Annotated in this window: 11 protein-coding genes; 6 read left to right on the top strand and 5 right to left on the bottom strand. The window is 75.1% G+C overall.

Translation table 11 applies throughout. The features are described from left to right. Positions 1–94: 94 nt before the first annotated feature. Both WMF33_RS46700 and WMF33_RS46695 read left to right on the top strand, forming a co-directional pair. Positions 95–823 carry a metallophosphoesterase family protein gene (locus tag WMF33_RS46700; protein ID WP_437334611.1) on the top strand — a complete coding sequence of 243 codons (729 nt, stop codon included), beginning with the start codon at positions 95–97 and terminating at the stop codon, positions 821–823. A gap of 719 nt (positions 824–1542) precedes the next feature. Beyond that, positions 1543–2004 carry a hypothetical protein gene (locus WMF33_RS46695; RefSeq protein ID WP_061622719.1) on the top strand — a complete coding sequence of 154 codons (462 nt, stop codon included), beginning with the start codon at positions 1543–1545 and terminating at the stop codon, positions 2002–2004. A gap of 363 nt (positions 2005–2367) precedes the next feature. Here WMF33_RS46695 and WMF33_RS46690 read toward each other — a convergent pair whose 3' ends face one another. Genes WMF33_RS46690 through WMF33_RS46680 form a run of 3 tightly spaced genes read right to left on the bottom strand, consistent with a single transcriptional unit; the run spans position 2368 to position 7032 of the window. Further along, positions 2368–3360 (bottom strand): hypothetical protein, encoded by a 993-nt coding sequence (locus WMF33_RS46690; protein ID WP_437334610.1) that lies wholly within the window; start codon positions 3358–3360, stop codon positions 2368–2370. Next, positions 3357–5009: a M16 family metallopeptidase gene (locus WMF33_RS46685; RefSeq protein WP_437334609.1), complete on the bottom strand. Its 1653-nt coding sequence runs from the start codon at positions 5007–5009 to the stop codon at positions 3357–3359. Before WMF33_RS46685 ends, WMF33_RS46690 begins: the two co-directional genes overlap by 4 nt. Positions 5010–5013: 4 nt before the next feature. After that, the gene (locus WMF33_RS46680; RefSeq protein WP_437334608.1) at positions 5014–7032 is read right to left on the bottom strand and encodes a M16 family metallopeptidase; all 2019 of its coding nucleotides are present in this window, start codon (positions 7030–7032) and stop codon (positions 5014–5016) included. Between the two features lie 175 nt (positions 7033–7207). Between WMF33_RS46680 and WMF33_RS46675 the strand changes: the two genes are divergently transcribed. The 3 genes from WMF33_RS46675 to WMF33_RS46665 all read left to right on the top strand — a co-directional run bounded on the left by WMF33_RS46675 (position 7208) and on the right by WMF33_RS46665 (position 9380). Further along, entirely contained in the window at positions 7208–7408 is a 201-nt protein-coding gene (locus WMF33_RS46675; RefSeq protein WP_020741644.1) for a DUF350 domain-containing protein, read from the top strand. Positions 7409–7424: 16 nt separating this feature from the next. Further along, positions 7425–8738 (top strand): hypothetical protein, encoded by a 1314-nt coding sequence (locus WMF33_RS46670; protein ID WP_437334607.1) that lies wholly within the window; start codon positions 7425–7427, stop codon positions 8736–8738. 231 nt (positions 8739–8969) lie between these two features. Further along, positions 8970–9380 (top strand): response regulator, encoded by a 411-nt coding sequence (locus WMF33_RS46665; protein ID WP_020741642.1) that lies wholly within the window; start codon positions 8970–8972, stop codon positions 9378–9380. A gap of 247 nt (positions 9381–9627) precedes the next feature. On the opposite strand, the gene WMF33_RS46660 is transcribed toward WMF33_RS46665, so the two are convergent. Further along, positions 9628–9903, bottom strand: coding sequence for a hypothetical protein (locus WMF33_RS46660; protein WP_437334606.1), 276 nt, complete (start codon positions 9901–9903; stop codon positions 9628–9630). Between the two features lie 201 nt (positions 9904–10104). On the opposite strand from WMF33_RS46660, the gene WMF33_RS46655 reads away from it, so the two are divergent. Next, positions 10105–10665 carry a hypothetical protein gene (locus tag WMF33_RS46655; protein ID WP_437334605.1) on the top strand — a complete coding sequence of 187 codons (561 nt, stop codon included), beginning with the start codon at positions 10105–10107 and terminating at the stop codon, positions 10663–10665. 114 nt (positions 10666–10779) lie between these two features. Here WMF33_RS46655 and WMF33_RS46650 read toward each other — a convergent pair whose 3' ends face one another. Next, positions 10780–11844: a hypothetical protein gene (locus WMF33_RS46650; protein ID WP_437334604.1), complete on the bottom strand. Its 1065-nt coding sequence runs from the start codon at positions 11842–11844 to the stop codon at positions 10780–10782. Positions 11845–12148: the final 304 nt, after the last annotated feature.

The following is a 12148-nucleotide window of genomic DNA, read 5'->3' as shown; positions in this document are numbered from 1 at the left end:
GCCTTTCGGGTTGTCGCTCGACCAACCGCCGCACCACCGCGGCGCCGAGGGCCGCCCCAGCGCCCCATACGGCCGCCCGCGAAGAGGTCCTCCCATGCGCGTCGCCCTGATATCCGACATTCACGGCAATGAAGTGGCGCTCAGGGCCGTGCTGGCCAGCATCCAGGCGGCCGGCGTCGATCAGGTGATCTGCCTCGGGGACGTCGCGACGCTGGGGCCGCGGCCCCGGGCCATCCTGGACATGCTGCGGGAGCTCGGGTGTCCGTGCATCCTCGGCAACCACGATGAGTTCATGCTGGATCCGGGGCTGATCCGCACCTACACCGAGGCGCCCATCGTGATCGACGCGGTGGACTGGTGCCGTGATCAGCTGTCCGCGGACGACCTCGACTTCCTGCGCACGTTCCAGGCGCGCCTCACGATCCCGCTCGACGACCGCGCGACGCTCCTCCTGTTTCACGGCTCGCCCCGGTCTCACATGGAGGATCTCCTCTCGAGCACGCCGGCCGAGGAGCTGGATCGCCGGCTCGACGGCCACGCGGCGACGGTGATGGCCGGCGGGCACACGCACCTCCAGATGCTCCGTCAGCACCGCGGCGCGCTCCTCGTGAACCCGGGGAGCGTCGGGCTCCCGTTCAAGGAGTACGCGAACGGCGGGCCGCCGACGCTGCTGCACCACGCCGAGTACGCGATCGTGGAGGCGCGCGGCAACGCCGTGAGCGTCAGCCTGCACCGGGTGCCGGTCGACCGGGACGCCGTCCGCGCGGCCGTGAGCGCGTGGGACAACCCGATGCGCGGCGCGCTGCTGCAGCAATATGCCTGAGGGCGCGCGGCCCGCAGTCGTGGTCAAATTTGAACATGAAGGCGGGAAGGCGGGAAGAAAACCTTGATGATCTCCCCACCTTCCCGCCTTCATGTGGACTCTCTCTGGGCAAAGTTGACCACTACCCGGCCCGCGGCGAGAGAGCGCCTCGAGACCGGGCTCGGCCAGCATCACTTTGCACTCGTTGGAGGGTGTCTGGCACGATTTGAACTCCGGCTCTATCACCGACGTGAAGCTCCACGGCGGCGACATCCGGCTCATCTATCGCGACCAGACCACCCTGACGGGTCGCGGAATAGGACATCAAGCATCGGCGACGCGCTGTTGGGCCGGTTTCGCTGGATGAAGAACCCCGCGATGAGGGGCTTTCGGTCGGAGGCGATCTCCACGCCGGCCGCTCGATGCAGCCGACGCGCTCGCCCGCACGTCGCGCTGGAGCAGCCCGGCGGCCTCGAGCAGGGAGCGGTGCGCAACCCGGCGGGTGAGGCGTGGGCGAACCGCCGGCGCTGTCCCCGCGGGCGTGGAGCCGCCGCCGAGGTGGACGGGGAGCGAGCTCCGGCGCCGCCCCGGGCGCGCCGCGCCTCGATGACCGCCGAGCGCCGCGAGCGGCGCCCGCGGATCCTGCGGCGCCGACGGGGCCGACAGCCCCGATCTGCGTGCGGCGGGGCGCGGCGTTCTGGTAGCCTCGAGGGGGCGCGCCGGCGTGCGATGGAGTCCCGATGACGAAATACGAGCAGATCAAGCTGTCCTATGAGGCGTCGAAGGCGGCGATCGGCCAGGTCGCGGAGGAGCTCCTGCACTGGATATACGAGCTGCGGGACCACATGGCCTGGCCGCGGGACAAGTGGGCGCTCAACCGGATCGCCGGCGATGTCCACGCCAACGGGCTGCTGCAGCGGTTCGTCGTCGAGAATCACCCCGGCGTCGGCGAGGTGTTGAAGTGCCAGCTGTCGCTCACCGTCGAGGAAGAGCTGCCGTTCACCGTCGACTTCTTCGCGGTGGGCAGGACCGACCGGGGCCTCCTCGTCGTCCTCGTCGGCGGCGAGCAGATCACCGTCAGCAAGGCCGCCCCCGAGCCGTTCTTCGAGAAGGCCGTGGAGCACATCCGGCAGCAGGCGAGGCGCGTGGCAAAGACGCGCCGCGTGGGGGCCGTCGCCGGCACGCCCCACCGCCCGGCCTAGCCCCCGGCGCGAGGCGCCCAGGCGAGCGCCGCCGTCGCAGAGCACGAAGGCAGCGCCGCCGCCATCCAGAGGCTCCGTGGCGGCGCCACCGGGGAGCAGCTTCGAGCGAGCGAGCGCGGCCAGACTTCACCGGCGAAACCCGCCCCGGCCAAAACGAAAGCCGAAGCCCCAAGGCGCGTGCGCAAACGCACGATATCTCGTCGGGACACCCCTGGCCCAGCTCCTGCTTCTACGGGACGGCGAGCGCCTGAGGGACGGTTTTCCCCCCCCAACCGTCGGACAGGCGCTCTTTTTTTTGTGCGCGTTGTGGCCTCGGTGCCGCCGCGCGCGGGTGCTGCGCCGGAGCGCCGCGTCCCGCGGCGGTCACGGCGAGACGCAGGGCACGGCCGGCGCGGCGTCCGGCGAGAGCAGCGGCGGCAACCACCGCCGCAGCACCAGGGGCACCATGGCGTCGTGCGGCATGGGCTCCGTCGGCTGGAGCTGCTCCAGCTCGCGGAGCACGCCGGGCGCGGCGGGGCGCGCCTCGACGCCGCGCTGGAAGGCGCGGCGGAAGTCGGCGATGGGGCGCTTCGCCCAGCTCATCGTCTGCCACGACACGACGACGTGCGTGGCCGGAGGCGACTGCGAAAGCGGGAGCGCGATGTCGACGTCCATGCACGTGTCGATCACGAGCGCCGCGTGCACGGGAATGGACGCGCGCACGGCGGTCGCGACGCCGCCCTCCCGGTTGCAGCCGCCGCCGGAGTGGCCCGCGACGATGACGCGCGTGCGGTCGATCGTGGCGACGCCGCGCAGCCGGGCGGCGGTGGCGTCGAGGAACGCGTCCAGGTCGAAGGCAGGCCAGCTCGTCCGCGCCACGGCCACGGCCGCCGGGAGCACGGCGCTCGGCGCCGCGACAAGGAGCGGCGGGATCTGGCCCGCCTCCATGAGCTGCGCCGCGATCCGGCGGACGTCGCCCTCCTGGCCGCCCCCCATCCACCGGTACTTGATCTGCGCCGCGTTGGTGCCGTGCAGGAACACGAGGATCGGCAGCGGCCGCGCGGGCTCGGCGGCCGCCAGGCGGTGCACGAACGCGCGGCCCAGCCAGCGCTGCTCCGGCGGCACCGCGCCCGCGGGAGCCCCGGCCTGCGCCGCGCCCTGCTCGACCGCGCCGCTCGCCGGCGGGCGCTCGTAGTCGTAGGTCGCGCCGTCGAGCGGCCCCGCGCGCAGCCCGGGCGCCGCCTTCGCGGCGGCCACCGGCGCGGGCCTCGGCTGCGCGCCCGCGCGCACCGGGGCGGCCGCGGCCGCGAGCCCGGCCGCGAGCGCGAGCGCCGCCCGCGGCGCTCGCGCTCGCCCGCGGCGCCCGGCGGCCGTCACGGCTGCTCCTGCGCCGGCGCGTCGCGGCCCGCGTCGAGCGCCGGCCCCTGCCCTGCCGCGGGCGAGGCGCTCGCGTCCCGCGGGATCGTGCGCTTCCGCTCGAAGGCGTGCGTCGGGTCGACCACCTTCACGTCGCCGAAGCGGCTCAGCATCGGGCCGATCACCTGCGCGTCGCCCACCGCGACGACCACGGCGCGCGCCGGCCGCACGTGGTCGGCCGCGACCTTGCCGGCGAGGGCCGGCGTGATGTCCCGGAGCTCCTTGCGGTAGCCGTCGTGGTGGTCGTCCGGCAGATCGAGCACCGAGAGCCGCGCGATCTCGTCCGCGAGCCCCGCGGCCGTCTCGACGCCGAGCCCGAGGCCGCCCGCGAGCCGCCGCGCCGCCGCGTCGACCTCCTCCTGCGACGGCGCCGTGGTCGCGAGCCGCTCGACGTGCTCGAGCATCGCCTGCGCGGCGGCGCCCGTGCGCGCCGCCGGGACGCTCGCGTGGGCCAGGAGCGGGACCGGGCCGTGCGCGACGTCGAGCGTCGTCGCGGACGCCGCGCGCGCCGCGCCGCGCGGCTCGAGGAGGTCCTGCGAGAAGCGCCCCGAGGGGCCGCCGAGCACCTCGCTCGCGACCGCGAGCGCAGGAAAGTCCTGGGCGCCGCGCTCGGGGCCGAGGACGCCGAGGAAGAGCTCGGTCTCCGCGCTCTTCGGGCGATCGACGACCGTGAGCTTGAGCGACCCCCGGGGCATGGGATCGGTGAACGAGAGCGCCGGCGGCTCGTCGGCCCTCCGGTCGGCGAACGCCTTCTCGACCGCGGCGCGCGCGGCCTCGGGCGTCGTGTCGCCCGCCACCACGACCACGGTGTTCTTCGGGACGTACCACGCCGTGTGGAACGCGCGGCAGTCGGCGGCGGTGATCTTCGCGAGCTCCGCCGTGGTCGCGCCGAACGAGGCGTACGGGTGCAGCTCGGTCGGGAGCGCGTAGAGGTCGCGGAAGAGGACCATCATCGCGCCCCAGCGGCCGTCCGCGTGCGCGCGGTCCCGCGCCGCCTCGGCCGCGCGGGCCTTCAGCTTGGCGAGCTCCGCGGCGTCGAGGCGCGGCCGCTGCACGACGAGCCCGAGCAGCTCGATCGCCTCGGCGAGGCGATCGCTGGTCGTGCGCAGGCGGATCACCGTGGCGTCGAGGCCGGTGTCCACCGACACGGAGGCGCCGAGCGACTCGAGCCGCGCGAGCAGCTCGCGGCCGGGGAGGTGGCCGGCGCCGCCGCGCAGCAGGAGCTGGCCGGTGAGCGCGGCGAGCCCCGTGCGCTCGCCGTCGGCCGCGGACCCGCCGTGGACGACGACCCGGACCTCCACGAGCGGCAGCGCGCGGTTCACCGCGGTGGCGACGCTCAGGCCGCTCGGGAGCTCGGCCCACGCGATCGGGGGCATGCGCGCGGGCCGCGCGGGGCCGGACGGCGGGGGCTGCTCCCGGCGCGCGGCCTCGGGGGGCGGCGCCTCCGCCGCCCCCTTGGCCGGCGCGGCCGCGTGCGCGGGCGGGCGCGGGGCGCGCGCGGCCGGAGCGCAGCCGCACGCCACCGCCGCGGCGAGCGCCGCGGCCCAGGAGAGATAGGGGCGCGCTGTCCGTCGGGCGCGCCGTCCGCGTCGGTGGATTCCCTCGCTCATGCCGTCACTTCTTCCTGGGCTTCGCCGTCTTCGCCGGCTTCTTCTTCGCCGCGGGCCGGGCCGCCGCGCCGCGCGCCTTCGCCGGGCCCTTGGCCAGCGTCGCCTTGTCCTGGCCCTTGCCCGGGGCGGCCGCGGCCCGCGGCGCGCCGGCCGACGCGCGCGGCGGCGGGGCGGCTCCCGGGATCCCGGGCGGGTAGGTCTCCACGATGGTCCGGCGCGTCGGGCCGAGGTGATCGCGCGCGGCGCGCTGCACGTCCTCCCGGGTCACGGCGAAGTAGCGGGCGAGCTCCCCGTTCAGGCGGCTCGCGTCCCCGAAGAGGAGCTCGTGCTCGGCGAGCGCCCGCGCCCGCGCGCTCGCGCCCGCGAGGCCCGACACGAACGCCGACTGGAGCTGCCGGCGCGCCCGCGAGAGCTCGGCCGCCGGCGGCCCCGCCGTCGCGAGCGTCCGGATCTCGCCCTCGATGAGCTTCTCGACGTCGCCGACGCGGGCGCCCTCGGCGAGCCGCACGTCGATGGAGAAGAGGTCGGGCCCGCGGTGGCGGTCGATCGCGACCCGCACCGACTGCGCGACCGCCTTGTCGCCGACGAGGAGCGCCTCGAGGCGCGAGCTCTCGCCGCCGCCGAGCACGAAGGCCGCGAGCGAGAGCGCGTGGTGATCCGGGTGCCCGAGCGGCGGCACGGCCCACCCGTAGAGGATGGCCGGAGCGCGGGCGGCGGCGTCCCTCACGACGCCGGTGCGCTGGCTCGTCTGCTCGGGGAACGGGACGTCCTTGAAGGGCGCGGCGGAGACGGCGGGGATGCCGTCGAAGTACCGGCGCACGAGCTCCATCGCCTCGCCGGGGTCGAAGCCGCCGGCGATCGCGAGCACCGCGCGGTTCGGGCCGTAGTGGGCGGCGTGGAAGTCGCGGGCCCAGGAGAGCTCGGCGCCGGCGAGGTCGTCCGCGTCGCCGAGCGCGGGGTGCTCGTGGGGCCAGTACCCCTGGAAGACGAGCTCGCGCAGCCGGATGCCGCTCTGGCCGTAGGCGGCGCCGAGGATCGCGCCGCGGCGCTCCTGCGCGTCCCTGCGCTGCGCCTCGAAGGCCTGCGCGCTCAGATCGAGCGACCTCATGCGATCGGCCTCGAGCCACAGGGCCAGCGCGAGCTCGTTCGCGGGCAGGGTCTCCGCGTAGGTGGTGCGGTCGACCTCCGTCTCGGCGTGGAGCTCGCCGCCGCGCTCGGCCACGAGGCGCAGGTGCTCGCCGGCGGCCACGTTGCGGCTGCCGCGGGCCATCAATCCCATCACGAGGCGCGCGACGCCGCTCCTGCCGTTCGGCTCGTCGCGCGAGCCGGCGTCGTAGGTGACGGCCACCGCGACCGTGGGCGAGCTCTCGTCGGGGCTCATCACGACGCGCAGGCCGTTCTGGAGGGTGGCGCGCTCGACGGGGATCGCGAGCTCGATCGGCGCGTCCGAAGGCGGCGCCGCGGCGCCCTTCGGCGAGGCCGCGGCGGCGCGCGGCGGGCGCGCGGGCGCGGGCTTGCTGGCGGGCGGTGTTGCGGCGATGGGCGCGGGCTTGCTGGCGGGCTTCGCCGCGGCGGGCTGCGCCGCGGCGGCGGGCGCGGGCTTGTCGGCGGGCTTCGCCGCGGCCGGCGCGGGCTTGTCGGCGGGCTTCGCCGCGGCCAGCGCGGGCTTGTCGGCGGGCGGCGCCGCGGCCGGCGCGGGCTTGTCGGCGGGCGGCGCCGCGGCCGGCGCGGGCTTGTCGGCGGGCGGCGCCGCGGCCGGCGCGGGCTTGTCGACGGGCTTCGCCGCGGCGGCGGGCGCGGGCTTGTCGGCGGGCTTCGCCGCGGCCGGCGCGGGCTTGTCGGCGGGCGGCGCCGCGGCGGCGGGCGCGGGCTTGTCGGCGGGCTTCGCCGCGGCCGGCGCGGGCTTGTCGGCGGGCGGCGCCGCGGCGGCGGGACACGGCGCGCCTGCGCTCAGCAGGCCGAGCGCCGCGAGCCCGGCCGTGAGGGCGCCGCGGAGCAGGGTTCGGCTCGCGGTCGTGGACACCGCAGGGCGATAGCACGTCGCCGGCCGGGCGCGCCCGCCGCGCGACGCGGCGACCGCGCTTCACGCTGCCGGCGGTCTCGCGTAGGCTCACGCCGCAGCTTCCGAGGTCGCGAGCGCGCGCCGCGCGCCGCCCCGCGCTCAGAGAGAACCGCCGATGCCCGACGCTCAAAACCTGATGAAAGCCGTAGTCGGAACGCTGATCTTCGTCGCCCTGGGGCTGCTCGTCTTCCTGCTGGCGTTCGTGCTGATCACGAAGCTGACCCCGTTCTCCATCCGCAAGGAGATCGAGGAGGACCAGAACACGGCGCTCGCGATCGTGATCGGCTCGGTGATCCTCGGCCTCGCCTGGATCATCTCCGCGGCCATCCACGGCTGACGCGCGGGTCTCGGCGTTGGCCACGGCCGGGCCCGACCTCCTCGGCGCGCTGCCGGCCGCGCCCGCCCCCGCGGCCCGCGGCGGCTTCCTGTGGGGCCGCGGCGTCGACCTCGCGGTCTTCGGCGGCTCCGCGGCGGTCGCGCTCGCCCTCGCGGCGCTCTCCTCGGGCGGCGCGCTCCCCGCGTGGGGCTTCCTGCTGTTCGTGGTCGGCGTCGACGTGGCCCACGTGCACACGACGCTCTTCCGCACCTACCTCGATCCCGAGGAGCTCCGCCGCCACCCCGCGCTCTACGCCGCCGTGCCGCTCGCCTGCTACGCCGCCGGCGTCGCGCTGCACCTCGCCTCCGAGCTCTCGTTCTGGCGCGCGCTCGCCTACGCCGCCGTGATCCACTTCGTGCGCCAGCAGATCGGGTGGGTCGCGATCTACCGCGCGCTCGCGGGCGAGCGCTCGCGCGTCGATCGCCTCCTCGACGACGCCCTCATCTACGCGGCGACGGGGTGGCCGCTCCTCTACTGGCACGCGCACCCGCCGCGCGCGTTCACGTGGTTCGTGGACGGCGACTTCGTGAGCTCGCCGCGGCTCGCGGCCGCGGTGGGCCCGCTCGGCGCCGTGTACGCCGCGCTCGCCGTCGCGTACGTCGCCCGCGCGGTCCACCGAGCCTGCGTCGCCCGCGCGCCGCTGAACCTCGGCAAGCACGTGGTCGTGGGCACGACCGCGGCGACCTGGTACGTCGGCATCGTCGCGACCGACAGCGACTTCCAGTTCACGGTCACGAACGTGATCGTCCACGGGGTGCCGTACATGGCGCTCGTGTTCGCGTACGCGCGGGAGCGGGCCCGCGAGGCGCCGCGCTCGCTGCTCGCGCGGGTCCTCGCCGGCGGGCTCCTCGCCTTCCTCGGGCTCGCGCTGGCGCTCGCGTTCGTCGAGGAGATGCTCTGGGATCGGCTGGTCTGGCACGACCGGCCGGAGCTCTTCGGCGGCGCCGTGGACGAGCCGCTCCTCGGCCCGCGCGCGCGGGCGCTGCTCGTGCCGCTGCTCGCGCTCCCGCAGGCGACCCATTACATGCTCGACGCGGTGATATGGCGCCGTCGCCACACGCGCCCCGCCCAGGCGCGCGCGCTCGGGTTCCGGTCCGGCTCGGCGGAGGGCGCGGGCGGCGGGGGCGAGCGCGGCGGGGGCAGCGAGGGCAGCGGGCGCGGCGGCGCCGGCGAAAGCGGCGGCAGCGGGCGCGGCGGCGCCGGCGAAAGCGGCGGCGCTGGCGGGCGCGGCGGCGCCGGCGAAAGCGGCGCGGCGGGCGCCGTGTCGCTCTCGGCGAGCCGAGAAGCTTGACCCGCGGCGCAACTCCCGTAACCCTCGGCGCTTCGCATGGCTTCGCTCGCGGCGCCCGCGCTCCCGCCACGCCCCTTGCCCTCCGATGGGGCGTGGAGCCGGAGCCGCCTCGCGCAGCCCGGGACCATGGATCCGGAGAAGATCCGAAGATGCTGAGACCATGCAATGCGTGCGCGGCCTGCGCCTGCTATCGCTTCGACATGCTCGCGCAGCCTGGGAGAGGTGACAGAAATGAGTGAACCACGGCCAACCGACGGGCCCGGCGCGCCGCGCCTGACGCCGATTCCCCCGAATCCGCGCGCCCCCGTCCTCCTGGTCGACGACGACGCCGAGCTCCGCGAGATGCTCCGCGAGATGCTCGAAGCCTCGGGCTACGATGTCTACTGCGCCAGCAACGGCAGGGAGGCGCTCGATCTGCTGCACGAGGCAGATCCGCCGCCCGGGCTCATCCTGCTCGATTTGATGATGCCGGTGATGACCGGCGAGGAGATGCTCGCCGCGTTGAAGCAGGTGCACGCGCTCGCGGCCATTCCGGTGACCATCGTCTCCGGCCACGACGGCCCGCCCGAGGGCACGGCCTACCTGAAGAAGCCTGTCGACTTCGGGGCGCTGCTCGCCATCGTCCAGAAGACCTGCGGCTAGCCCGCGCTGCAGCCGAGCGCACCCAGCAGTCGAGCACAGCAGCAGCCGAGCACACCAGCAGCCGAGCGCACCCAGCAGCCGAGCGCGCGCGGCGGTCACGCTTCCGCACAGCAGCCGAGCGCGCGCGGCGGTCTCAGCCCCGCGCGGCAGCCGAGCGCGCGTGGCGGCCACGCTCCCGCGCAGCGCCCAGTTCGCGCGGCGTCGTGGTCCGTGCAGCAGCCGAGCGCGGCGCCACGCCCGCGCACCCTCAGACGGCCCGTGAAGCGTCGCCGCGCAGGAGGGGCGCGACGCAGACCCGATCGCCGAGCAGCGCGGCATCGGCGCCGTCCCGCTCGCCGCGCAGCGCGGGCGGCGCCGGCGACCGCGGGCTCATCGCCGCGAAGGCGAGGAGGCCCACCACGGTCAGCAGCAGCGCGAGCGCGAACGCCGCTGCGAGGAACAAGATGCCGAGCGACGCGCGGTCCGTTCCGCCTTCGCCCGCGCCCTGCTCCGGGTCCTCGTCGCGTCGCTCCGGCTCATCCACGCTTCAGCCTCCAGTCCGTGGTTGTGCTTACCGCCTCGCGCCGGATGGCGCAACGGACGCAGCGAGCCCTGGCAGCTCTCACGCGTTCGCCCGGGGCAGCAGCGTCCCGGCGGACCTGATGGTCAGGACATTGTCTGTCCGGTGGACCTATCGCCGTCCGCCTCCGGCGGCGATAGGTTCGCCTCCTCGGAGGGCGTGCGAATGGCAGAGAGCCGCACCAGCGACGCTGTGGAGAAGAGCGGGCAGGCGAGCTCAGATCGCCTGTGGATCCTCGTCAACACAAGTCAGCGTGAGTCAGCGCCAGAACGCGTGAGCGGCCGACATCCGCGCGAAACCGTGGTGGTACGCGACGGCGACACTCTCCTTGTCAGCGTCGATGTCGGCAGGGGCTCGTCGCTCGCGGTGCCGTTCGACAAGGCAGAGCTCGCCTGTCCGGAGGCGACGCTCATCGTGCGGCTCGCGGCGAGCTCCACGCCGTGCGCCCGATGCGTCGACGAGCGCCTCGCCAGGGCGGCAGAGGAGCTCGGCGGGCTCGACGCGGAGAGCGTCTTCCGCGCGGTCCGCGCCGCGATCGCCGGCTGCGCGAACCGCGGGCACGGCGAGCGGCGCGGAGGCCAGGCCGACGCCGGCGGGGCTCCGCCCGAGAGCTCGGTGACGCGGTCGTGCGGCGCGCTCCGCCTGGCGCCGGCCAATGCGCCTCACGTGCCCGCGGGGGTGGCGCTCCCGGGCGACGGCGATATCGATGTCATTCTGATCATCTGAGGCCGGTCTGCTGAGCCCGTCACGACGGTGCGCTCAGCAGCGCCGCAGCAGTGAGCCCGCCACGGGCAGGCGGACCCCGCCATGGCGCGTGCCGCTGGGTGTGCGGGCCGGACATCACGGGGCGGGATCGCCGGGGCCGAGCTCCGAGATCGCCTGGCGCACGATGCCGCCCGGGACCCAGACCCAGACCTCGCGGGAGTCCACGTGAGCGATGTCCTGGATGTCGAAGAGCTCGGGGGGCGTCTTGAACGACCAGTGATGGGCGTCGGACAGGCGGTAGACGTGGATCACCTTCTCGCCGATCGCGTAGACGGCATAGAAGCCTTCCCCGGCGGCCGAGAGGGGGTATCCGATGATGGGGCCCGCCCGGCGCTTCTTCGGCGCGAGATCCGCCTTCGTCGCCGCGAAGGGGCTGGTCCAGAGGCTGGACGCCCCGTAGAGCCCGTCGTCGGAGTAGGGCTCCGCTTCCAGCCACACGAGCGTCTGCCCGTCGCTCTTGATGTCGGCGACGACCCGAGGCGGCTCCGCCCGGAGCAGCGGTTCGATGGTGTGGGTCCGGCGGTTCCAGATCCACCCCTCGGACGTACCGACCTCGAAGACCGCCAGGCCGAGCGCATGATCGCCGACTGGATACATCTGGCGGAACGATGGCGCGTCGTTGCCTGACTGGCGGCCGAACGTCTTGGCCTGGTTGCTGATCCTGTCGTAGATGTTGATCGTGCCGGGCCCGGGCCCCGAGAGCGCGAAGGTGTCGTCGCTCGTGTGGAGACCCTGGCTCAGCGCGTCGACCGGGATGGGTTGGCTCGCGGTGGCGAGCGCGTCGTAGCCGGAGACGAGGTAGGCCGCGGCGGGCGCCCCGACGCTCACCCTCATCGCGCCGAGCCAGACCCGCTCATGACCGACGCTGGGCACCGTCGGTATGCAGTACTCCGGTTGCGGGTCGGCCGCGGGCACGGTCGGCTCGAGGTCTCTGTAGCGCCACGCGGCGAGTGGTCTCCCGTCGGCGTCGTAGACGCCGGTCCGTCGCTCACCCCGGTGTTCGAAGTACAGCCCGACGCGGTAGCCGTCGCCCCATCGAACGACGCTCGGCGAGGCGGTTTTTGGATACTTGCCGGCGTCCCAGTCGACGACGAGCGACGTGCAGCCCGGAGCGTTCCCCGGGCACTGCTCCCAGCGCAAGTGCGGCAGCGCCTTGCTGGGCTCGTCGGCGACGTCGATCTGGCACCGGTCGAGCCAACCCGTGGCCCTCCAGGTGCTGTCCCCTGGATGTTCAGACGCATCAGGGGGAGCGCCCGGGCCAGCGTCACCCGGGACGCTGGCGCCGGTCGCCGCCTCGCCTGCAGTCCCGGACGCGTGCGTGCTGCCCTGGCTCGCGTCACCGGCCGCCGTATGTCCGCCGGTGCCGTCGAGGCTCGGAGGCTCCGGCGCGCCGCGAGAGCAGCTCGCCGAGAGGGCCGAGAGGGAGAAGAAGAGCGGCACGGCG

Origin of the sequence: Sorangium sp. So ce394 (genome assembly GCF_051474665.1) — a bacterium.
Classification (GTDB): Bacteria; Myxococcota_A; Polyangia; order Polyangiales; family Polyangiaceae; genus Sorangium; species Sorangium cellulosum_D.
Note: the sequence above shows the minus strand (reverse complement) of the source record. Positions and strands in the feature narration are given on the sequence as shown.